This is a genomic window from Streptomyces sp. GL_140 (assembly GCF_057834465.1).
In genome coordinates this window covers 3,262,963-3,285,048 of sequence record NZ_CM174404.1, presented here as the reverse complement: position 1 = coordinate 3,285,048, position 22,086 = coordinate 3,262,963, and the positions used below count along the sequence as shown (strand labels likewise).

The window sequence follows — 22,086 nt, the reverse complement described above, 5'->3', positions numbered from 1 at the left end:
CCCGCGTGCCTCTCTCACCCAGGAAAGACGACCGATGGACCGCCTCACGAACACGATCCGCCCCTACGCCTGGGGATCCACCACCGCGATCCCGCGGCTCCTCGGAGTCGAGCCGACCGGTGAGCCCCAGGCCGAGATGTGGATGGGCGCCCACCCCGGCGCACCCTCCCGCCTCGACCGGGGCGCCGGCGAGACCACCCTTTCGGACGTCATCGCTGCCGACCCCGAGCGCGAGCTGGGAGCCGCGGCCGTGGCCAAGTTCGGCCCTCGGCTGCCCTTCCTCCTCAAGCTCCTCGCGGCGGGCGCCCCGCTCTCCCTCCAGGTCCACCCCGACCTGGCACAGGCCAAGGCGGGCTACGAGGACGAGGAGCGGCGTGGCGTCCCGATCGACGCCGGCCACCGCAACTACAAGGACCCCAACCACAAGCCCGAGATGATCTGCGCGATCACCCCCTTCGACGGGCTCTGCGGGTTCCGCCCGCCACTGGAGGCCGCCGCCCTCCTGGAGGGCCTGGGAGTCGACTCCCTGAAGCCCTACGCCGACCTCCTGCGGGCCCACCCCGAGGAGGCGGCCCTGCGCGAGGTGCTCACCGCCATACTGACCGCCGACCGCACCGAGATGGCCCGTACGGTCACCGAGACGGCGGCCGCTGCGGCCCGGCTCGCGGGCCCGTACGCCCCGTACGCCACACTCGTCCACGACTACCCGGGCGACCCGGGCGTGATCGCGGCAATGCTGCTCAACCACGTCCGACTCCAGCCCGGCGAAGCCATGTTCCTCGGCGCCGGAGTCCCGCACGCCTACATCGACGGCCTCGGCGTCGAACTGCTCGCCAACTCCGACAACGTGCTGCGCGCCGGGCTCACCCCCAAGCACGTGGACGTTCCGGAGCTGCTGAAGGTGGTCGTCTTCGAGCCCAGCGACCCGGGAGTGATGCGCCCCGAGGGCAACGGCGAAGAGGTCTACGAGACCCCCATCGACGAGTTCCGCCTCTCCCGCTTCGTCCTGGCACCCGGCGGCACCCCCCGGGTGCTCCCCGACACCGCCCCGCAGATCCTGCTGTGCACGGCCGGCTCCCCGAAGGTCACCTCCCCGATGTCCGGCGAACTGACGCTGGCCCCGGGGGAGTCGGTGTTCGTCCCGGCGGGCGAAAAGGCCGAACTGTCCCAAACCGGTACCGTCTTCCGTGCCACAGTGGTGGTCTGACGTACCGTCCCTCTCGGTGGCTGTGAGAATCTGCGGCCGTAGCGCGGCGTCCCGGACCGGGGCGCCGCACCGAGGAAGGGACACATCGCAACCATGAGCGCGTCGGGCGGTACCAAGGCGATCGTGGCGGCACTCGCCGCCAACCTCGCCATCGCTGTAGCCAAGTTCGTGGCCTGGTTCTTCAGCGGCTCCTCGTCGATGCTCGCGGAAGGCGTCCACTCGCTCGCGGACTCCGGCAACCAGGGCCTGCTGCTGCTCGGCGGCAAGAAGGCCCAGCGCGAGGCGACGCCGGAACACCCCTTCGGGTACGGGCGCGAGCGCTACATCTACGCCTTCCTCGTCTCCATCGTGCTGTTCACCGTCGGTGGCATGTTCGCCATCTACGAGGGCTACGAGAAGATCCACGACCCGCACGAGATCACGCACTGGTACTGGCCGGTCGGCGTCCTCGTCTTCGCGATCGTCGCGGAGTCCTTCTCCTTCCGCACCGCGATCAAGGAGTCGAACGAGATCCGCGGCAGCCTCTCGTGGAGCCAGTTCATCAAGCGCGCCAAGGCCCCCGAGCTCCCCGTAGTCCTCCTGGAGGACTTCGGCGCCCTCATCGGCCTGATCCTCGCCCTCGCGGGCGTCGGCCTCGCCCTGGCGACCGGCAACGGCGTCTGGGACGGCATCGGCACCCTGTGCATCGGCGTGCTGCTCATCGCCATCGCCATCGTGCTCGCCGCCGAGACCAAGTCCCTGCTGCTCGGCGAGGCCGCCGGCACCGAGGAGATCGACAAGATCAAAGCCGCCGTCGTCGACGGCGACGTCGTGACCGCCGTCATCCACATGCGCACCCTGCACCTGGGTCCCGAGGAGCTCCTCGTCGCCGCGAAGATCGCCGTCCAGAGCGACGACACGGCGACCGAGGTGGCCAACGCCATCAACGCCGCCGAGGCCCGCATCCGCGCGGCGGTCCCGATCGCCCGCGTGATCTACCTGGAGCCGGACATCTACAACGCCGAGGCCGCGGCGAAGGGCACCAACCCGGGCAACTGAACCCGCGCCGGCCCGCGCCGGATACGACGAGGCCCCCCGCGAAGGCGCAGGGGGCCTCGTCGTGCGCTGTACTGGCCCGGTCAGTCGTTCGCGGCCTCGTGCGATCAGGCCATCCGTACGGGCCCGGCGCCCACTGCGGCCTCCGCCGCCCGCCGCCGCGCCACCAGCGAGCCGACTCCGAGACCGCCCCCCACGAGGAGGACCACGAACCCCAGGACGGCCGTCACCGGGGCCACCGACACCATCGCCGGGGCCCTGGCGGCGACTCCCCGCACGGCTGAAACGGGCAGGGTTCCGTGGTCCCCGTCGTAGACCATCAGGGAGGAGTCGAGGCTGTTCGCCCGGTTGTCGCCCATCACGAAGATCCGTCCCTCGGGCACCGTGACGTCGAAGGCCGCGATCGCCGGTACGGCCGGGTCGTTGAGGTACGGCTCGACGAGCGGCTCTGCGTTCAGCTTCAGTGCGGCATCGCCCTTGGCCCAGGAGACGTGGTCGCCGCCCACCGCGATCACCCGTTTGAGGAGGTCCCCGTCGGCCTGCCACCCCGGCGGCGCCGTGACGAGCACGGGGTCCCCGCGCCACACCTTCTCCGGGACGACCGGCGCGATCCACAAGGTGTCACCGCGGTGATAGGCCGGTGCCATTGCCTCCGAGGGGATCGTCCCCCTCGTGTACCCGTCGCCCCCGAAGTACACGATCATGACGCTGGCGCCCGCGTAGAGCACCGGGCCGAGCACCATCAGGACCACGGCCCAGATCCCTCTTCGCCGCCCCGGCCCGCCCCGATTCCGCCCCATGTCCGTGCCCCTCGCTCAAAGCCCTGTCCGGCCGGCGAAGCGTACGCACAGCCGTCGGGCCCCGTACCACCGAGGTTGGGGTACGGGGCCCGACGGCTCGTGCGAGGGTGCCGGGCGGCTACTGGATCTCGCGCAGCACGTCCAGGATCGCGGCCTCGTCGGGCGCGGACTGCAGGCGCTCCCGGAAGCCGGTGTCCATCAGCTTGCGCGACAGCAGCGCCAGGATCCGCAGGTGCTCGTCCCCGGCGGCCGCCTCCGGCACCGAGATCATGAACACCAGCCGGGCCTTCGTCCCGTCGAGCGCGCCCCACTCGATGCCCTCGTCGGACCGGGCGAAGCCCACGGTCGGGCGGGTCACCGCGTCCGTCTTGGCGTGCGGGATCGCGATCGATTCACCGAGACCCGTCGTGCCCTGCGCCTCCCGGGCGAGCGCGACGCGTACGAGCTCGTCCACGTCGCGGACGTTGCCGGTGGTGGCCAGCATCTCCGCCATCTCGCGGATCGCGGCGCCCTTGGAGCCGGAGGCCAGCTCGGTCTTGACGGTCTGCTCGGTCAGGTACCCGGACAGCACCTCCGGCTTCCCGGCCCCGGGAGCGGTGGCCGCGGCCGGGGCCCGGCCCCGTACGGCCGTACCGGCGCCCGCACCCGTACCGGCGCCCACTGCGGCCCCGACCAGGGCCGGCTCCGGCGCGAGCACCGACGGACCGGCCGAGGCGGTTTCCCGGCGCTGCTTGAACTCGATCAGCGCGTTGGTGGTCAGCGCCGTCACGACGGCACCGGCGGCGATGGCGACGAAGAACATCGCGACTCCGCTGATCGCACCGAAAAGCGACACGATCGGACCACCGTGCGGCACGGAGTCCTGGACCCCGGCCACACCGGCGATCGCACCGGCCACCGCGCCACCGAGCATGTTCGCCGGGATGACCTGGGCCGGCCTGGCGGCCGCGAAGGGGATCGCTCCCTCGGAGATTCCGAAGAAGCCCATGAACAGGGCGGCGAGGCCGGTCTCCCGCTCCTCGTCGCTGTAGAGCTTGCGGCGCAGCAGCGTGGCCAGGCCCTGGCCGAGCGGCATGACCGGGATGGCCGCCGCGGCCATGCCCATGACGTGGTTGTTGGTCCCGATGAGGCCGACCGCGACGAGGAACGCGGTCTTGTTGACCGGACCGCCCATGTCGAAGGCGATCATCAGGCCGATGATGGTGCCGAGCACGATCGCGCTGGACCCGGTCATCCCGTTCAGCCAGCTGGTCAGGTGCGTGAACAGCCAGGAGATGGGCTGCCCGATCACGTAGATGTAGACCAGGCCCAGGGCCAGCGTCGACAGGATCGGGATCACGATGATCGGCATGATCGGCTGGATGACCTTGGGGACCTTGACCTTCTTGATCCACACGACCAGATAGCCGGCGAGGAAGCCCGTCGCGATCGCGCCCAGGAAGCCCGCGTTCGCCTCGGCCCCGTAGATGTTCACGGCGTCGGCGGCGAGGAAGCCGCCGATCATGCCGGGTACGAGGGCCGGCCGGTCACCCAGCGCGTAGGCGATGTAGCCGGAGAAGATCGGCAGCATCAGCTTGAAGCCGGTCACGCCCAGGGCGTTCACGTAGAACCAGAAGGTTCCCGGGGGAATGACCAGTCCGCCCTTGGCGTCCGCGTGCCCGCCCAGGGACAGCGACACGGCGAGCAGCAGACCGCCCACGACCACGAAGGGGATCATGTGGGAGACGCCGTTCATCAGCGCCTTGTAAGCCTGGCTGCGCTGCCTGCCGCCACCGGCCCCGCCACCGCCCGGCGCCGCCGAGCTCCCGGCCTGCACCGGTGCGCTGCGCACGCGCTCGAAGAGTTCCTCCGGCTTGTGGATGCCGTCGGCCACGCCCGTGGACAGGACCCGCTTGCCCGCGAAACGCGCGAGGTCCACTTCCTTGTCGGCTGCGATGATGACGCCGTCCGCCTCCCTGACATCGTTGTCAGTGAGTACGTTCTCGGCCCCGATCGAGCCCTGCGTCTCCACCTTCATGGAGATGCCGAGGCGGTCGGCGGCCTGCTGGAGCTTCTCAGCGGCCATGTAGGTGTGCGCGATCCCCGTGGGGCACGCGGTAACGGCCACCAACTTCACGGGCTCGCGCCCGCTCGTGCCCCCGTTGCCAGGAGGGCCTGCCGGACTGGTCACTGAAATCTCCTCACGCCATCGTGCTGCGGACCGTGCTCACGACCCGGCCCACCGGCATCGTCCAACACCGCTGGGGTGGAGTAAAAGTCCGAAAGGCCCTGAAGTGCTCCGCTGGAAGGCCTGAACCCGGGACACTGCACGGAGCAAGATTCCATAAGCCTTGCTCCGCCGATCGGTGTAGATTCGTCATCAGTGTCAGGCGTCGCTGCTGATGGCGGTCGGGCGGTCCTTCGGGGCCGGCCGAGGGGAGAGAGGACCCCCGACGGACTGAGCGCCGTGTACGTCGTCCCCCACGGACGGTGTACTGCTCAGCCGTACCCACCCTCTCGACTCCCCAGGAGCAGCTTCCACATGACTGCCGCACCCACCGACTTCAAGGTCGCCGATCTCTCCCTCGCCGTTTTCGGCCGCAAGGAGATCACCCTCGCCGAGCACGAGATGCCCGGCCTGATGTCGATCCGCGCCGAGTACGCCAAGACCCAGCCCCTGGCCGGCGCCCGCATCACCGGCTCGCTGCACATGACCGTGCAGACCGCAGTCCTCATCGAGACCCTCGTCGCCCTCGGCGCCGACGTCCGCTGGGCCTCCTGCAACATCTTCTCCACCCAGGACCACGCGGCCGCCGCCATCGCCGTCGGCCCGAACGGCACCGTGGACAACCCGCAGGGCGTCCCCGTCTTCGCCTGGAAGGGCGAGACGCTGGAAGAGTACTGGTGGTGCACCGAGCAGGCGCTGACCTGGCCGAACACCCCCACCGGCGGCCCGAACATGATCCTCGACGACGGTGGCGACGCCACCCTCCTGGTCCACAAGGGCGTCGAGTTCGAGAAGGTCGGCGCGGCCCCGGACCCGGCCACGGCCGACTCCGAGGAGTACGCCCACATCCTCACGCTCCTCAACCGCACCCTGGGCGAGTCCCCGCAGAAGTGGACGCAGCTCGCGTCCGAGATCCGCGGCGTGACCGAGGAGACCACCACCGGTGTCCACCGTCTCTACGAGATGATGGCCGAGGGTTCCCTGCTCTTCCCGGCGATCAACGTGAACGACGCCGTGACCAAGTCGAAGTTCGACAACAAGTACGGCTGCCGCCACTCCCTGATCGACGGCATCAACCGCGCCACTGACGTCCTCATCGGCGGCAAGACCGCCGTGGTCTGCGGTTACGGCGACGTCGGCAAGGGTTCCGCCGAGTCCCTGCGCGGCCAGGGCGCCCGCGTGATCATCACCGAGATCGACCCGATCTGCGCGCTCCAGGCGGCCATGGACGGCTACCAGGTCGCCACGCTCGACGACGTCGTGGAGACCGCGGACATCTTCATCACGACCACGGGCAACAAGGACATCATCATGGCCTCCGACATGGCCAAGATGAAGCACCAAGCGATCGTGGGCAACATCGGCCACTTCGACAACGAGATCGACATGGCCGGTCTCGCGAAGATCGAGGGCATCGTCAAGGACGAGGTCAAGCCGCAGGTCCACACCTGGAAGTTCCCCGACGGCAAGGTCCTGATCGTGCTCTCCGAGGGCCGTCTGCTGAACCTGGGCAACGCGACGGGTCACCCGTCCTTCGTGATGTCGAACTCCTTCGCGGACCAGACCCTGGCCCAGATCGAGCTCTTCACCAAGCAGGCCGAGTACCCGACCGACGTCTACGTGCTCCCCAAGCACCTCGACGAGAAGGTCGCCCGACTCCACCTCGACGCCCTCGGCGTCAAGCTCACCACCCTGCGCCCCGAGCAGGCCGCCTACATCGGCGTCCCGGTCGAGGGCCCGTACAAGGCCGACCACTACCGCTACTGAGCCCACCGGATCCCCGAGGATCCCGAGCGGCACACCGCGCGAAGCAGGCCCCCGGCACCACGCCGGGGGCCTGCCCCGTACCCGCTCCGAACACCAAGGAACCCGCCCCGATGCCCCGCGGCCGCTACTCGCTCCACGACACCCACGACCACACCCCCCTCGGCGAGGAGCACTTCCACTGCGCCCCGGGCCCCTCCGGCTGGCGCTACGTGTCCCAGCTCACCGCGCCCGACGGCGCCCACCGGGGCTCCGTGGACCTGGCCATCGACGAACTCGGCCGCCCCATCCGCCTCGAAGCCAACGCATCGAGCTGGCAGGTCCGCGGCGCCGCCATCGACGGCGTCACCTGGGTCCGCACCGACCCCCTGGGCGCCGAAGCCACCGAAGGCAACGTCCGGGCCCCCGGATTCACCGGCACCTCCCCGGCCTTCCTCATCGCCACGACCCGGCTGCTGCGCCTCACCCCGGGCGCCCCCGCCACCCGGGTCCGCCTCGTCGCCCTGACCGACCCCGTCCTGGCACCCCGTACGGTCGACCAGGCCTGGGCCCTGCTGCGCCGCGCCGAGCACGCCACCGACAGCGGACCGCTCCTGGTCGACGAATACCAGGTCAGCGCCCTGGACACCGGCGAGGTCCACACCGTCCACATCGCCGGGGACGTGGTCCTCTCGGCCCCTGGCATCGAACTCGAACACCTGGAAACCCCGCCCTCGACCTTCGAGGACTAGTTCCGCATCGGCTCAGGCGGGCGGCGCGAACCCGGTGGCACGCGGCGGCTGTGCCCCTACGGGTGCCACCGCGGCCACGACGGGCGCCGACGGCGCCGCCACGGGCACGCCGGGTGCGACCGGCATCCCGCCGTATGGCGCGGGAGCGACCGCCGGCGCAGGCGCGTACACCGGGACCTGCGGCTGCGCCCGGACACCGGCGGCGGAGAAGGCCCGCGCCGCATCCCGCGACTGCCGCTCGTGCACCACCGCCATCAGGAACGCGGCGGCCGGCACCCCGACGGGCGCGGGCGCCCCCGTACGCGCCACGAGATCGTCCGCCAGCCGCGCCGCCATCGCCGCGCCCATCTGCGGATCCAGCTGGTTCATCCGCGTCAGGTACTGCCGGATCGCCAGCCACAGACCGTCCGGCACCCCCGACAGGTCCAGCCCGCCGAACCGCCCGGCCAGCCACGGCGGCGGCGGAGGCACCGGCATCACCCGGGCCCCGGGCACCCGCTCCCGGATGACCAGGGTTCCCGCGAAGACGTCGCCGAGGCGCCGCCCCCGCGCGGAGCACAGCGAGGCGATGCAGGCCACGGCCCCGAAGAACATGTACAGCTCGACGACCCCCATGGCACCGCGCACCAGCGCGTGCCGGAAGCGGATCGGCCCGCCGTCATCGCGCACCACGCGCAGCCCGCAGGCGAGCTTGCCCAGCGAGCGCCCGTGGCTCAGTGTCTCCACCGCGATCGGCACGCCGACGAGGACGAGGATGAACGAGGACACGGCCACGGCCGCCTGGGCCGCGTCGTCCAGCGAGGCGGTGGCGAAGGCCAGCCCGACGGTGATCAGCAGGTAGCCGACGACGTAGACGGCCATGTCCAACATGATCGCCAGCGCCCGACTCGGCAGCCTCGCGGGCCGAAGCCCCAGGACAACCGCGTCCCCCGTCACCAGATTGCTCACCGGTACACACACCCTTCACCCGACCTGCCCCGCCCCTTTGGCATCCAGTCTGCCAAGCTGACGAAGGAAGAAGTAGGAAAATCAGGGGCCGTCCATCAGAGCACCAGGGGCAGGGGAGCGCCAACCGCATGGATCTCGACGTCTTCGTGGCAGCGCACCAGGCCGAGTGGGCCCGTCTGGAGCAGCTCCTGGGCCGGGGCCGCCGCCTCACGGGCGAGGAGGCGGACGAGCTCGTCGCGCTCTACCAGCGGACCTCCACCCACCTCTCCCTGATCCAGTCCAGCACCCCGGACCCCATGCTCACGGGCCGCCTGACCCAGCTCGTGGCCCGTGCCCGCGCCACGGTGACGGGCGCCCGCCGGGGAGGCTGGCGCGACGCGGCCCGCTTCTTCACAGCCGGCTTCCCGGCCGCCGTCTACGTCAGCCGCCGCTGGTGGATACCCACGGCACTGATCTCCACGGTGGTCGGTGTCCTGGTCGGCTGGTGGATCGCCACCCACCCGGAGATCCAGAGCGCCATCGGCGCCCCCGAGGACCTCAAGGTCATGACGAAGCCGGGCGGCGAGTACGAGACGTACTACTCCAGCCACCCCGCGGCCTCCTTCGCGGCCCAGGTCTGGACGAACAACGCGCAGGCAGCGGCGATGTGCCTGGTCTTCGGAGCCTTCCTGGGCCTGCCCGTGCTCTTCATCCTGTGGCAGAACATGGTGAACCTCGGGGTGGGCATCGGCCTGATGTCCTCCGCCGACCGCCTCGACGTCTTCCTCGGGCTGATCCTCCCGCACGGCCTGCTGGAGCTGACCGCGGTCTTCGTCGCGGCCGGTACGGGCCTGCGCCTGGGCTGGACGGTCATCGACCCGGGCCTGCGCACCCGCCGGGTGGCCCTGGCGGAACAGGGCCGCGCCGCTCTGGGCATGGCCATGGGCCTGACGGTGGTCCTGTTCGTCTCGGGCCTGATCGAAGGCTTCGTCACCCCCTCCGGCCTGCCCACCTGGGCCCGCATCGCCATCGGCGTGGCGGCCGAGGCGGCCTTCCTGCTCTACGTCTACGTCCTGGGCGGCCGCGCGGCCCGCGCGGGCGAGGTGGGAGACGTGGAGCTCGCCGACCGGGCGGCGACTCTCCCCACCGCGGCGTGATGTGCGTTCGACCCCTCTGAGCTGCTAGTCTCTCCCCCTGTCCCGCAAAGACCGTTGACACGGACCGCGCGGGGAGGTAGATTCGAACGGTTGCCTCGAACTGGACAAGTTCGGCAGCGATGGTTTAAAGTCTTTCTCGCCCCCCGGAATTGAATTCCAAGAGGGCACACTCGACTCTCCTTTCAGGAAATCGAAGCCGGGAAATCCGGTGGAAAGCTTCTGATAGAGTCGGACTCGCCGGAAAGGGAAAAAGCGCGAAAGCGCAAAACCTGGAGGGCGGAAAACAAGCGAGACTGACTCTGATAGAGTCGGAAACGCAAGAACAACGAAGGAAGCGCCCGGAGGAAAGCCCGAGAGGGTGAGTACAAAGGAAGCGTCCGTTCCTTGAGAACTCAACAGCGTGCCAAAAATCAACGCCAAAAAGTTGATACCCCGTCCACCTCGGTGGATGAGGTTCCTTTGAAAAAGACCTGTGAGGTCGCGGTTCTGCCGTGATGCTTGCAGGCAATTACACAGCGAGGACGCAGTGGACGGTCGGTCTTATTCCGACATGACTGTCCCGCTCTAAGTGCGTGTGCACCCGATTACGGGTAAACATTCATGGAGAGTTTGATCCTGGCTCAGGACGAACGCTGGCGGCGTGCTTAACACATGCAAGTCGAACGATGAAGCCCTTCGGGGTGGATTAGTGGCGAACGGGTGAGTAACACGTGGGCAATCTGCCCTTCACTCTGGGACAAGCCCTGGAAACGGGGTCTAATACCGGATAACACTCCTGCCTGCATGGGCGGGGGTTAAAAGCTCCGGCGGTGAAGGATGAGCCCGCGGCCTATCAGCTTGTTGGTGGGGTAATGGCCCACCAAGGCGACGACGGGTAGCCGGCCTGAGAGGGCGACCGGCCACACTGGGACTGAGACACGGCCCAGACTCCTACGGGAGGCAGCAGTGGGGAATATTGCACAATGGGCGAAAGCCTGATGCAGCGACGCCGCGTGAGGGATGACGGCCTTCGGGTTGTAAACCTCTTTCAGCAGGGAAGAAGCGAAAGTGACGGTACCTGCAGAAGAAGCGCCGGCTAACTACGTGCCAGCAGCCGCGGTAATACGTAGGGCGCAAGCGTTGTCCGGAATTATTGGGCGTAAAGAGCTCGTAGGCGGCTTGTCACGTCGGATGTGAAAGCCCGAGGCTTAACCTCGGGTCTGCATTCGATACGGGCTAGCTAGAGTGTGGTAGGGGAGATCGGAATTCCTGGTGTAGCGGTGAAATGCGCAGATATCAGGAGGAACACCGGTGGCGAAGGCGGATCTCTGGGCCATTACTGACGCTGAGGAGCGAAAGCGTGGGGAGCGAACAGGATTAGATACCCTGGTAGTCCACGCCGTAAACGTTGGGAACTAGGTGTTGGCGACATTCCACGTCGTCGGTGCCGCAGCTAACGCATTAAGTTCCCCGCCTGGGGAGTACGGCCGCAAGGCTAAAACTCAAAGGAATTGACGGGGGCCCGCACAAGCAGCGGAGCATGTGGCTTAATTCGACGCAACGCGAAGAACCTTACCAAGGCTTGACATATACCGGAAAGCATTAGAGATAGTGCCCCCCTTGTGGTCGGTATACAGGTGGTGCATGGCTGTCGTCAGCTCGTGTCGTGAGATGTTGGGTTAAGTCCCGCAACGAGCGCAACCCTTGTCCTGTGTTGCCAGCATGCCCTTCGGGGTGATGGGGACTCACAGGAGACCGCCGGGGTCAACTCGGAGGAAGGTGGGGACGACGTCAAGTCATCATGCCCCTTATGTCTTGGGCTGCACACGTGCTACAATGGCCGGTACAATGAGCTGCGATACCGTGAGGTGGAGCGAATCTCAAAAAGCCGGTCTCAGTTCGGATTGGGGTCTGCAACTCGACCCCATGAAGTCGGAGTTGCTAGTAATCGCAGATCAGCATTGCTGCGGTGAATACGTTCCCGGGCCTTGTACACACCGCCCGTCACGTCACGAAAGTCGGTAACACCCGAAGCCGGTGGCCCAACCCGTAAGGGAGGGAGCTGTCGAAGGTGGGACTGGCGATTGGGACGAAGTCGTAACAAGGTAGCCGTACCGGAAGGTGCGGCTGGATCACCTCCTTTCTAAGGAGCACAGTACCGATTGCAGACAAACGTTCTGCACGGTCAGCTCAGGGTGGAACGTTGATTAGTTGGCACCAGATGATCTGATGGTTCTCAAGTACTGCTTCGGCGTGGAAAGAGGATTCGGAAGAGGTCTGGTGCTTGGCACGTTGTTGGGTATCTGAGGGTACGGCCGTAAGGTCTTATCTTCTGCGATGCCGGCCCCAGTGAACTCGTCAGCTTGTCTGGCGGGGTGGTGGGTGGCTGGTCGTTGCTTGAGAACTACACAGTGGACGCGAGCATCTGTGGCCAAGTTTTTAAGGGCGCACGGTGGATGCCTTGGCACCAGGAACCGATGAAGGACGTGAGAGGCCGCGATAGGCCCCGGGGAGCTGCCAACTGAGCTTTGATCCGGGGGTGTCCGAATGGGGAAACCCGGCAGTCGTCATGGGCTGTCACCCACTGCTGAACACATAGGCAGTGTGGAGGGAACGCGGGGAAGTGAAACATCTCAGTACCCGCAGGAAGAGAAAACAACCGTGATTCCGGGAGTAGTGGCGAGCGAAACCGGATCAGGCCAAACCGTATGCGTGTGATACCCGGCAGGGGTTGCGCATGCGGGGTTGTGGGAATTCTTTTGATCGGTCTGCCGGCCGGTCGGCGAGTCAGAAACCGTTGATGTAGTCGAAGGACATGCGAAAGGTCCGGCGTAGAGGGTAAGACCCCCGTAGACGAAACATCAGCGGCTTGCTTAAGAATCTCCCAAGTAGCACGGGGCCCGAGAAATCCCGTGTGAATCTGGCGGGACCACCCGCTAAGCCTAAATATTCCCTGGTGACCGATAGCGGATAGTACCGTGAGGGAATGGTGAAAAGTACCGCGGGAGCGGAGTGAAATAGTACCTGAAACCGTGTGCCTACAAGCCGTGGGAGCGTCGCCGTTATTCTTCGGAATAACGGTCGTGACTGCGTGCCTTTTGAAGAATGAGCCTGCGAGTTAGCGGTGTGTAGCGAGGTTAACCCGTGTGGGGAAGCCGTAGCGAAAGCGAGTCCGAATAGGGCGATTGAGTTGCACGCTCTAGACCCGAAGCGGAGTGATCTAGCCATGGGCAGGTTGAAGCGGAGGTAAGACTTCGTGGAGGACCGAACCCACCAGGGTTGAAAACCTGGGGGATGACCTGTGGTTAGGGGTGAAAGGCCAATCAAACTCCGTGATAGCTGGTTCTCCCCGAAATGCATTTAGGTGCAGCGTCACGTGTTTCTTGCCGGAGGTAGAGCACTGGATAGGCGATGGGCCCTACCGGGTTACTGACCTTAGCCAAACTCCGAATGCCGGTAAGTGAGAGCGTGGCAGTGAGACTGTGGGGGATAAGCTCCATGGTCGAGAGGGAAACAGCCCAGAGCATCGACTAAGGCCCCTAAGCGTACGCTAAGTGGGAAAGGATGTGGAGTCGCAGAGACAACCAGGAGGTTGGCTTAGAAGCAGCCACCCTTGAAAGAGTGCGTAATAGCTCACTGGTCAAGTGATTCCGCGCCGACAATGTAGCGGGGCTCAAGCGTACCGCCGAAGTCGTGTCATTGCAGCAATAGGGCCAACGCCCGCTGTGATGGGTAGGGGAGCGTCGTGTGCCGGGTGAAGCAGCAGCGGAAGCTAGTTGTGGACGGTTCACGAGTGAGAATGCAGGCATGAGTAGCGATACACACGTGAGAAACGTGTGCGCCGATTGACTAAGGGTTCCTGGGTCAAGCTGATCTGCCCAGGGTAAGTCGGGACCTAAGGCGAGGCCGACAGGCGTAGTCGATGGACAACCGGTTGATATTCCGGTACCCGCTTTGAAACGCCCAATATCGAATCAGGCGATGCTAAGTCCGTGAAGCCGTTCCGGACCCTTCGGGGAAAGGAAAGTGGTGGAGCCGACGAACCAGACTTGTAGTAGGTAAGCGATGGGGTGACGCAGGAAGGTAGTCCAGCCCGGGCGGTGGTAGTCCCGGGGTAAGGGTGTAGGCCGAGGGGTAGGCAAATCCGTCCCTCATATAAGGCTGAGACCTGATGCCGAGCCGATTGTGGTGAAGTGGATGATCCTATGCTGTCGAGAAAAGCCTCTAGCGAGTTTCATGGCGGCCCGTACCCTAAACCGACTCAGGTGGTCAGGTAGAGAATACCGAGGCGTTCGGGTGAACTATGGTTAAGGAACTCGGCAAAATGCCCCCGTAACTTCGGGAGAAGGGGGGCCATCACTGGTGAAGGAACTTGCTTCCTGAGCTGGGGGTGGCCGCAGAGACCAGCGAGAAGCGACTGTTTACTAAAAACACAGGTCCGTGCGAAGCCGTAAGGCGATGTATACGGACTGACGCCTGCCCGGTGCTGGAACGTTAAGGGGACCGGTTAGTCACATTTCGGTGTGGCGAAGCTGAGAACTTAAGCGCCAGTAAACGGCGGTGGTAACTATAACCATCCTAAGGTAGCGAAATTCCTTGTCGGGTAAGTTCCGACCTGCACGAATGGCGTAACGACTTCTCGACTGTCTCAACCATAGGCCCGGTGAAATTGCACTACGAGTAAAGATGCTCGTTTCGCGCAGCAGGACGGAAAGACCCCGGGACCTTTACTATAGTTTGATATTGGTGTTCGGTTCGGCTTGTGTAGGATAGGTGGGAGACTTTGAAGCTGTGACGCCAGTCATGGTGGAGTCGCCGTTGAAATACCACTCTGGTCGTGCTGGATGTCTAACCTCGGTCCGTGATCCGGATCAGGGACAGTGTCTGATGGGTAGTTTAACTGGGGCGGTTGCCTCCCAAAAAGTAACGGAGGCGCCCAAAGGTTCCCTCAGCCTGGTTGGCAATCAGGTGTTGAGTGTAAGTGCACAAGGGAGCTTGACTGTGAGACCGACGGGTCGAGCAGGGACGAAAGTCGGGACTAGTGATCCGGCGGTGGCTTGTGGAAGCGCCGTCGCTCAACGGATAAAAGGTACCCCGGGGATAACAGGCTGATCTTCCCCAAGAGTCCATATCGACGGGATGGTTTGGCACCTCGATGTCGGCTCGTCGCATCCTGGGGCTGGAGTCGGTCCCAAGGGTTGGGCTGTTCGCCCATTAAAGCGGTACGCGAGCTGGGTTTAGAACGTCGTGAGACAGTTCGGTCCCTATCCGCTGTGCGCGTAGGAATATTGAGAAGGGCTGTCCCTAGTACGAGAGGACCGGGACGGACGAACCTCTGGTGTGCCAGTTGTCCTGCCAAGGGCATGGCTGGTTGGCTACGTTCGGGAGGGATAACCGCTGAAAGCATCTAAGCGGGAAGCCTGCTTCAAGATGAGTATTCCCACCTCCTTGAGAGGGTAAGGCTCCCAGTAGACGACTGGGTTGATAGGCCAGATGTGGAAGCCCGGTAACGGGTGGAGCTGACTGGTACTAATAGGCCGAGGGCTTGTCCTCAGTTGCTCGCGTCCACTGTGTTAGTTCTGAAGTAACGAACTGTGTTCATATCCGGTTGGTTAACTTCATAGTGTTTCGGTGGTCATAGCGTTAGGGAAACGCCCGGTTTACATTCCGAACCCGGAAGCTAAGCCTTTCAGCGCCGATGGTACTGCAGGGGGGACCCTGTGGGAGAGTAGGACGCCGCCGAACAATCATTGTAGAAAGCCCCGTACCAGGGAACTGGTACGGGGCTTTTCTGCGTTTACGGGGCCGGTCCGTTGAGGACTGGGCCGGGGCCTACCAGTCGGCGGGGTAGCTCTTGAGGCTGCTCGTGTCGAGCGTCCACTGGCCGGCGACGACGGTGTCCCCGAAGGAGTACGGGACCTTCTTGCGGTAACGGATGCCGTCGGGCCCTTCCGAGGGGTCGCTGTGCACGGTGGCGCTCCTCTTGTCCTTGCGGGGGTCCACCACTACGTAGAGCGGGACACCCATCCTCGGACAGTCGTGAAGCTTGTCTCGGATGTCGGTGAGGGAATTCGTACGCGAGACGACCTCGACCACCGTCAGGACATCACGTGAGTTGACAACCTTCGCCGTGTCGTCGGTGTCTTCCTCGGCGATGACCATGAGGTCGGGGACCTTGGTCAGGCCTGTCACCGGATCGCCCATGTTCGTGTCGTTGAGGGCCACGACCTCGGGTGTCTGGGCCTCGATCTGGCGGCGTAGCCGCACCACGTTCAGCCCGTGGGGAGCCGTGGGGCTCATCATCGTGAGGAAGATCTGGCCGTCGGTGGTCTGCACCTTCCAGTGGTCTTCCTGGTGCTCGGCCAGCTCCGCGAGCTGCTCCGCGAAGTCGTGCATGCGGCGCATCTGCTCCGCGGTGAGGTCAGCCATGGTGTCCTCCTGGTGGGTACCCGACCAGCGTATCCAGTCGGGCACCCGCTAGAGGCGGCCCGCGGCCTTGAGGGCCAGGTAGGCGTCGGCCAGGGCGGGGGCCAGGGTTTCCGGGGTGGCGTCGACCACGTGGACGCCGTGGCGGGAGAGCTGGTCCGCCGTGCGGCGGCGGGCCGACTGGGACTGGGTGGCGGCGGCCGCTTCGTAGACCGCTTCGATCGTGCCGCGGGACGTGCTCATCCCCGCGATGTGCGGGTCGGCGACCGAGGCCAGCAGGACGGTGTGGCGCTGCGTGAGGCGGGGGAGGACCGGCAGGAGGCCCTCTTCCACGGCGGCCGCGTCCAGGCTCGTCAGGAGGACCACCAGGGAGCGGCGCGGGGCGCTGCGCAGGATGGTGGAGACCAGGTTGCGGGAGTCGGTCTCGACGAGCTCCGGTTCCAGGGTGGCCATGGCGTTGACGAAAGCCGGGAGGGTGTCGGCGGCCGAGCGGGCCTGGATCTGGGCGCGGGTGCGGCGGTCGTGGGCCAGCAGGTCCACGCGGTCGCCGGCGCGGGTGGCCAGGGCCGTCAGGAGCAGGGCCGCGTCCATCGCCGAGTCCAGGCGGGGGGCGTCGCCGACGCGGCCGGCCGAGGTGCGGCCGGTGTCGAGGCAGATGAGGATGTGGCGGTCCCGTTCGGGACGCCAGGTGCGGACGGCCACCTTCTGCTGGCGGGCGGTGGCCCGCCAGTCGATGGAACGGGTGTCGTCGCCGGGTACGTAGTCGCGCAGGCTGTCGAACTCCGTGCCCTCACCGCGCGTCAGGACGCTGGTACGGCCGTCGAGTTCGCGCAGTCGGGCGAGGCGGGACGGGAGGTGCTTGCGGCTCGCGAAGGGCGGCAGGACGCGGACCGTCCACGGGACGGTGTGGTTGCCCTGGCGGGCCAGGAGGCCGAGCGGGCCGTACGAGCGGATCGTGACGCGGTCGGCCGTGCGGTCGCCGCGGCGGGTGGGCCGCAGGCGGGTGGTCAGGCGGCGGCGTTCGCCCGCGGGGATCGTCAACGCGTGGCGCGAGGCGTCGACTTCGGTGCCGGGCACCCAGCTGCTGGGGGGCCAGGCGTCGCGGATCCGGGCGCGCAGGAGGCGCGGGGAGGGGTTGGTGATGGTCAGGTGGACGTCGGCGGACTCGCCGAGGCGCACGGAGGTGTCGCCGGAACGGGCCGGCCGGAGTGTGCGGACGGGCGCCGCGAGGGCGTAGTCGACCGCGCAGGCCAGGGCGAGGGGGGCGTTGACCGCCAGGATCCCCGTCCAGCTCGGTTCGAGGAGGCCGACGGGGAGGCTGCCGAGGGCCGCCAGGAGGGCGGCGCGTCCGGTGAAGGCCATCAGCGCGGTACGGGGACGTGGGAGAGGATCGCGGTGATGACCGCGTCGGCAGTGACGCCCTCCATCTCGGCCTCGGGGCGCAGCTGGACGCGGTGGCGCAGGGTGGGCAGGGCCAGGGCCTTGACGTCGTCGGGGGTGACGTAGTCGCGTCCCACCAGCCAGGCCCAGGCGCGGGCGGTGGCCAGCAGGGCGGTCGCGCCGCGGGGGGAGACGCCGAGGGTGAGGGACGGCGAATCGCGGGTGGCGCGGCAGATGTCGACGACGTACGCGGTGATCTCGGGGGAGACGCTGGTGGCCTCGACGGCCTTGCGGGCGGCTTCGAGTTCGGCGACGCCCGCGACGGGGCGGATGCCGGCGGAGTGCAGGTCGCGCGGGTTGAACCCGGCGGCGTGGCGGGTCAGTACGCCGATCTCGTCCTCGCGGGAGGGCAGGGGGACGGTGAGCTTCAGGAGGAAGCGGTCCAGCTGGGCCTCGGGGAGGGGGTACGTGCCCTCGTACTCGACCGGGTTCATCGTGGCGGCGACGAGGAACGGCTCGGGGAGCTTGCGGGGGGTGCCGTCGACGGTGACCTGGCGCTCCTCCATCGCTTCGAGGAGGGAGGACTGGGTCTTCGGGGGCGTGCGGTTGATCTCGTCCGCGAGGAGGAGGTTGGTGAAGACCGGGCCGTTCTGGAAGGAGAACTCGGCGGTGCGGGCGTCGTAGACCAGCGACCCGGTGACGTCGCTCGGCATCAGGTCGGGGGTGAACTGGACGCGCTTGGTGTCCAGTTCGAGGGAGGCGGCGAGGGCCCGCACGAGGAGGGTCTTCGCCACGCCGGGGACGCCTTCGAGGAGGACGTGGCCGCGGCACAGGAGCGCTACGACGAGACCGGTGACGGCGGAGTCCTGGCCGACCACGGCCTTTCCGATCTCGGTGCGGAGCGACTCCAGAGCGGAGCGGGCGCTGTCCGTGGTGGCCGTCATGAGGTGCGGACCTCTCTTTCGAGGGCGTCGAGTTGGTCGGCGAGCGCGATGAGCGCCGCGTCGGTGGTGGGGGTGGTGCCGAAGAGCAGGGAGTCGAGCTCGTGCGAGCCGTCGGTGAGGCGGGCGGAGACGGCGGGCACCAGGGAGAGGGGGGCGTGCGCCTGGGACGCCGGTACGCCGACCAGCGCGGCCAGGCGTTCGCGGGTGGCGGCGCGCAGCACGGTGGCGGCCCGGTCGCGGGCTCCGGCCTTGTGGTAGAGGCGGGCGCGGCCCTGGGTGGCCTCGGATGCGGGGACGAGGACGGGCAGCCGTTCGGTGACGAGCGGGCCGAGGCGGCGGGCGCGCCAGAGGCCGGCGACGGCGGCGGCCAGGAAGAGCTGGAGCAGGGCCCAGCTCCAGCCGGCGGGGATCAGGTCGAGGAAGCTCTTGTCCTGGGCCCCGGCGTCGTCCGGGTCGGAGTCGGCGAGCGAGGGCATGTACCAGACCAGGTGGGGCCGGGTGCCGAGGAGTTGGAGGGCGAGGGAGGCGTTGCCCTCCTTGGCCAGGGTGTTGTTGAGGAGGATGCGCTCGGAGCCGATGAGGACGGTGTCCCCGCCGCTGGTGGCGGTGGGCAGGACCAGGAGCGTGGGGTGGCCGTCGACGGGGTAACAGGCGGTGGCCTTGGGGGTGTCGGTGGTGTAGCGGTAGCCGCCGCCGGTGGTGGCGCGGCCCGCGGAGACGGCGGCGGGCAGTGCGCAGCCCGGTACGAGGTCGGTTGCCTTGTCCGGCCCGCCGGACCGGGAGCGGGTGCCGGGCGCCAGGGCGGGGAGGCTGAGGGTGCTCGGGGCGAGCAGTACGGTGCGGCCGCCCGAGAGGTCCATGGCGGACCGGATGACGCGGAGCCGGCTGTCTTCGAGCAGGTCGGGGTCAGTGACCAGCAGGGTGGTGTCGGGTCCGGCCGCGTCGGCGGCCTCGTCGGCGGTGGTCACGACGCGGGTGTCGATTCCGCGGTCCCGCAGCAGCTCGGCCACGGCCTGGCTGCCGAAGGGGTCGGGGGAGCGGGGGTCGAGGTACCCGTGCCGGGCGCCGGAGTTCAGGGCGGCCAGGACCAGCCCGGCGGTGAGCAGCACGGCGAGCGCGATGAGGAAGCCGCGGGCGCGGGTCCACGCGATGCCGGGGGTGAGGGCCGGGGCGGCGGTCGTCGCGTCCTTCGCCGCGGCCTCGGCGGCCGTGCCCGTAGGGGCTGCGGCCGGGTCGGGGGCGGCTGCGGAGGCTTCGGCCCAGGGGGTCGCGGCGGGCGGGACGCTGGGGTCCTGGGGGCGGGTCATGGGGTGGGGCCTGTCAGGAGCGGCTTCGTGCGGATCAGGTCCAGGTCCAGGTCGCGCAGCGTGGCGTACATGGTTTCGTTGGCCGGGCGTGCGCCGTAGGTGACCTCGTCGAACGTGCGGGCCGCGGCGCGCAGGGCGGCTTCGTGGGCCGGGAGGGACACGGCGGCTTCGGCGGCCGCCTCGTCGGCCGTGCGGCCCGGCCGGGGGTCCAGGAGTGTGCGCTCCTCCAGGGAGCGGACGACGGCGCGCATGCGCTCCTGGACGGCTTCGTTCCAGCGGCCCTCGGAGGCCAGTGCGTCGGCGGTCGTGCGGTGGTCGGCCGAGCTGCGGATGCCTTCGTCGAAGAGGGCGCCCGCGGCGGTGGCGGCCCGCTTCGGGGCGCCGAGCCGCCACCACAGTGCGGCGACGACGAGGACGGCGAACACGGCGACGGCCACCAGGCCCAGGGTTCCGCCCGGGGTCGAGGCCGAGGCGTGGTCGAAGAGGCTCCCGACGCGGTCCCAGAACCAGTCCAGGGCGCGCTGGAACAGCCCCGGGTCGTTCTGGTGGTACATCGGCTTGGACAGCTCCTGTGCGGCCGCCTCGCGGGCGGCGTCACGGCCGGCCGTGACCGGTGGCGCTGTCGGTGCCGATGGTGATGCGGCCGCCGTCGTGGCCGTTGTCGTCGCTGCGAGCAGGCCCCCCGTGCCCCTCATCCCCGGTCAGCCCCCGGTGGGCGGCGCCGCGGCGCCCGTGCCGTAGTTCTCGATGCCGGCCGCCCGTGCGAGCTCCAGGTCGAGGGCTTCGCGCCGGATGCGCTGGTCGACGTAGAGCAGGACGGTGACGCCCGATTGCATCGGCAGGGTGATCGTCAGGGCGATGAGCCCGCCGATGCCGGTGAGGATCAGGTAGCCCCAGCTCATGACGCCGGTGCCGTTGGAGAGGCCTTCGAGGCCGCCGCCGAACAGGCCCGCGCCCAGCAGCGTCAGCGGCAGGACGATGATCCCCGCGACGATGCTCGTGATGATGGAGGTGACGATGGTGATGCCGAGGACGCGCCACCAGGAGCCCTTGACCAGCTTCGAGGAGCGGGTCAGCGACTTGAGGATCGTGGTCTTCTCCAGCATCAGCGCGGGCGAGGCCAGGGTGAAGCGGATCCCCAGCCATACCGCCAGCCCGAGGGCCACGAGGGCGCCGAGGACGCCGAAGCCCCAGCTCTGGGCGAGGACGCCGGGCAGGATCAGTACGGCGAACAGGAGTGCGCCGCCGACACCCAGGAGCAGGGTCAGGCCCAGCAGCCTCGGCAGCTGGGAGCGGGACTCGCGCCAGGCGGTGCCCACCGAGGAGGACTGGCCCAGTACGGCGCGGCTGTAGACCATCGTGAGCATCGCGGTGGCGAGGATGGTCCCGACGAGCTGGAGGAAGCCGTTCGCGAGGCTCACCGCCATGCCGGAGCCGATCGCGTTGAGCTGGTCGCGCAGGGGCGCTGCGCTCGACGGGTCGAGGTTGACCCCGCTGAACGCGAACTTCTGTGTGAGAACGGTGGCGACCTGTACGACGACGGCCACGACCAGGGTGATCGGAAGCACCGCACGCCAGTGCTTGCGCATGGTGGTGACGGCGCCGTCCAGGATCTCGCCCAGGCCCAGCGGGCGCAGCGGGATCACACCGGGCTTCGCCGCCGGGACGTGGTTGCCCCAGTGGCCGGGGTGACCGCCGGGGGCGGGCGGCGGGTAGCCGCCGCCGGGACCACTGCCGTACGAGCCCCAGCCCTGCTGGGGCTGCGGCGGTACGGGCGGCTGCTGACCGGGCTGCGGTGGCGGGTTCTGGCCTGCGGCCGGGCTCGACCACTGGCCGGGCGGCGGCTGCTCGGCGGACCACTTGGGGTCGCCACCGGAAGGCTGCGCGGGTGGCTGCGTACCGTGGGAGCCCTCACCGTCGGACGGGGAGGATCCGGGCGTAGCCCAGCCCGGAGAGTCGTTCATCGTCGCTCCTTCACGTGCACTGCATGGTGCGGGGCGCTTGGTCCGGCTGCCATCGTGCCATGTGACAACCTCGAACGGACCAGGTGTCCCCTGGATCCCGGGCCGTCCGCACCTTCTGTTGTCGTGCGGATCCGGGGCACACTGGGCGCCTTGATCTCCAAGCAGAACCCCACGTGGACACCCGCGTGGAAGTCCATGCGGAAACGCACGCAGGTCCGAGGGGCGATTTCCAGCCCCTTTGGCTGTGGGACAGCTCACC

Annotated in this window: 14 protein-coding genes and 3 rRNA genes; 8 read left to right on the top strand and 9 right to left on the bottom strand. The window is 67.8% G+C overall.

The genetic code is table 11. From position 1 onward, the window contains the following. Positions 1-34 precede the first annotated feature (34 nt). Positions 35-1,207 carry a mannose-6-phosphate isomerase, class I gene (gene manA, locus AC3IYJ_RS15270; RefSeq protein WP_489401832.1) on the top strand — a complete coding sequence of 391 codons (1,173 nt, stop codon included), beginning with the start codon at positions 35-37 and terminating at the stop codon, positions 1,205-1,207. 93 nt (positions 1,208-1,300) lie between these two features. Further along, complete coding sequence (locus AC3IYJ_RS15265) at positions 1,301-2,245, top strand: cation diffusion facilitator family transporter (RefSeq protein WP_489401831.1); 945 nt, start codon at positions 1,301-1,303, stop codon at positions 2,243-2,245. Positions 2,246-2,349: 104 nt separating this feature from the next. Here AC3IYJ_RS15265 and lepB read toward each other — a convergent pair whose 3' ends face one another. Continuing rightward, positions 2,350-2,985, bottom strand: a complete 636-nt coding sequence (gene lepB, locus AC3IYJ_RS15260; protein WP_489402823.1) for a signal peptidase I — start codon at positions 2,983-2,985, stop codon at positions 2,350-2,352. A gap of 175 nt (positions 2,986-3,160) precedes the next feature. Further along, on the bottom strand, positions 3,161-5,212 hold the full coding sequence (locus AC3IYJ_RS15255) for a fructose-specific PTS transporter subunit EIIC (protein WP_489401830.1): 2,052 nt from the start codon (positions 5,210-5,212) through the stop codon (positions 3,161-3,163). 351 nt (positions 5,213-5,563) lie between these two features. Between AC3IYJ_RS15255 and ahcY the strand changes: the two genes are divergently transcribed. Together ahcY and AC3IYJ_RS15245 are read left to right on the top strand one after the other, a co-directional pair. Further along, complete coding sequence (gene ahcY / locus AC3IYJ_RS15250; RefSeq protein WP_489401829.1) at positions 5,564-7,015, top strand: adenosylhomocysteinase; 1,452 nt, start codon at positions 5,564-5,566, stop codon at positions 7,013-7,015. 110 nt (positions 7,016-7,125) lie between these two features. Beyond that, entirely contained in the window at positions 7,126-7,743 is a 618-nt protein-coding gene (locus AC3IYJ_RS15245) for a hypothetical protein (RefSeq protein WP_489401828.1), read from the top strand. A gap of 12 nt (positions 7,744-7,755) precedes the next feature. Here the strand turns inward: AC3IYJ_RS15245 and AC3IYJ_RS15240 are convergent, their stop codons facing one another. Then, positions 7,756-8,691 (bottom strand): RDD family protein, encoded by a 936-nt coding sequence (locus tag AC3IYJ_RS15240; protein WP_489401827.1) that lies wholly within the window; start codon positions 8,689-8,691, stop codon positions 7,756-7,758. Positions 8,692-8,819: 128 nt separating this feature from the next. Here AC3IYJ_RS15240 and AC3IYJ_RS15235 point away from each other — a divergent pair, with 128 nt between their 5' ends. From AC3IYJ_RS15235 to rrf, 4 genes are all read left to right on the top strand, one after another. Then, positions 8,820-9,827, top strand: coding sequence for a stage II sporulation protein M (locus AC3IYJ_RS15235; RefSeq protein ID WP_489401826.1), 1,008 nt, complete (start codon positions 8,820-8,822; stop codon positions 9,825-9,827). Positions 9,828-10,424: 597 nt separating this feature from the next. Further along, a 16S ribosomal RNA gene (locus AC3IYJ_RS15230) occupies positions 10,425-11,949 on the top strand. A 286-nt stretch (positions 11,950-12,235) separates the two neighbouring features. After that, positions 12,236-15,359: ribosomal RNA gene (locus AC3IYJ_RS15225) — 23S ribosomal RNA — on the top strand. Between the two features lie 74 nt (positions 15,360-15,433). Next, positions 15,434-15,551 (top strand): 5S ribosomal RNA (gene rrf / locus AC3IYJ_RS15220). The 16S, 23S and 5S rRNA genes sit together here, the layout of an rRNA operon. Before the next feature lie 87 nt (positions 15,552-15,638). On the opposite strand, the gene AC3IYJ_RS15215 is transcribed toward rrf, so the two are convergent. The 6 genes from AC3IYJ_RS15215 to AC3IYJ_RS15190 all read right to left on the bottom strand — a co-directional run bounded on the left by AC3IYJ_RS15215 (position 15,639) and on the right by AC3IYJ_RS15190 (position 21,827). Beyond that, positions 15,639-16,235, bottom strand: a complete 597-nt coding sequence (locus tag AC3IYJ_RS15215; protein WP_489401825.1) for a Uma2 family endonuclease — start codon at positions 16,233-16,235, stop codon at positions 15,639-15,641. Between the two features lie 48 nt (positions 16,236-16,283). Further along, positions 16,284-17,594: a DUF58 domain-containing protein gene (locus tag AC3IYJ_RS15210; RefSeq protein WP_489401824.1), complete on the bottom strand. Its 1,311-nt coding sequence runs from the start codon at positions 17,592-17,594 to the stop codon at positions 16,284-16,286. Continuing rightward, positions 17,594-18,556, bottom strand: a complete 963-nt coding sequence (locus tag AC3IYJ_RS15205; protein ID WP_489401823.1) for an AAA family ATPase — start codon at positions 18,554-18,556, stop codon at positions 17,594-17,596. Before AC3IYJ_RS15205 ends, AC3IYJ_RS15210 begins: the two co-directional genes overlap by 1 nt. Further along, entirely contained in the window at positions 18,553-19,863 is a 1,311-nt protein-coding gene (locus AC3IYJ_RS15200; RefSeq protein ID WP_489401822.1) for a DUF4350 domain-containing protein, read from the bottom strand. Before AC3IYJ_RS15200 ends, AC3IYJ_RS15205 begins: the two co-directional genes overlap by 4 nt. Continuing rightward, complete coding sequence (locus tag AC3IYJ_RS15195; RefSeq protein ID WP_489401821.1) at positions 19,860-20,417, bottom strand: DUF4129 domain-containing protein; 558 nt, start codon at positions 20,415-20,417, stop codon at positions 19,860-19,862. Before AC3IYJ_RS15195 ends, AC3IYJ_RS15200 begins: the two co-directional genes overlap by 4 nt. A gap of 147 nt (positions 20,418-20,564) precedes the next feature. Then, positions 20,565-21,827 (bottom strand): glycerophosphoryl diester phosphodiesterase membrane domain-containing protein, encoded by a 1,263-nt coding sequence (locus tag AC3IYJ_RS15190; RefSeq protein ID WP_489401820.1) that lies wholly within the window; start codon positions 21,825-21,827, stop codon positions 20,565-20,567. Positions 21,828-22,086: the final 259 nt, after the last annotated feature.

What these genes read in the sequence shown, in the direction of transcription:
- AC3IYJ_RS15195 (WP_489401821.1), bottom strand. Translation starts at nt 20,417, where the DNA reads ATGTACCACCAGAACGACCCGGGGCTGTTCCAGCGCGCCCTGGACTGG.
- AC3IYJ_RS15190 (WP_489401820.1), bottom strand. Translation starts at nt 21,827, where the DNA reads ATGAACGACTCTCCGGGCTGGGCTACGCCCGGATCCTCCCCGTCCGAC.
- AC3IYJ_RS15265 (WP_489401831.1), top strand. Translation starts at nt 1,301, where the DNA reads ATGAGCGCGTCGGGCGGTACCAAGGCGATCGTGGCGGCACTCGCCGCC.
- AC3IYJ_RS15205 (WP_489401823.1), bottom strand. Translation starts at nt 18,556, where the DNA reads ATGACGGCCACCACGGACAGCGCCCGCTCCGCTCTGGAGTCGCTCCGC.
- AC3IYJ_RS15235 (WP_489401826.1), top strand. Translation starts at nt 8,820, where the DNA reads ATGGATCTCGACGTCTTCGTGGCAGCGCACCAGGCCGAGTGGGCCCGT.
- AC3IYJ_RS15200 (WP_489401822.1), bottom strand. Translation starts at nt 19,863, where the DNA reads ATGACCCGCCCCCAGGACCCCAGCGTCCCGCCCGCCGCGACCCCCTGG.
- AC3IYJ_RS15215 (WP_489401825.1), bottom strand. Translation starts at nt 16,235, where the DNA reads ATGGCTGACCTCACCGCGGAGCAGATGCGCCGCATGCACGACTTCGCG.
- AC3IYJ_RS15210 (WP_489401824.1), bottom strand. Translation starts at nt 17,594, where the DNA reads ATGGCCTTCACCGGACGCGCCGCCCTCCTGGCGGCCCTCGGCAGCCTC.
- manA (WP_489401832.1), top strand. Translation starts at nt 35, where the DNA reads ATGGACCGCCTCACGAACACGATCCGCCCCTACGCCTGGGGATCCACC.
- AC3IYJ_RS15245 (WP_489401828.1), top strand. Translation starts at nt 7,126, where the DNA reads ATGCCCCGCGGCCGCTACTCGCTCCACGACACCCACGACCACACCCCC.
- lepB (WP_489402823.1), bottom strand. Translation starts at nt 2,985, where the DNA reads ATGGTGCTCGGCCCGGTGCTCTACGCGGGCGCCAGCGTCATGATCGTG.
- ahcY (WP_489401829.1), top strand. Translation starts at nt 5,564, where the DNA reads ATGACTGCCGCACCCACCGACTTCAAGGTCGCCGATCTCTCCCTCGCC.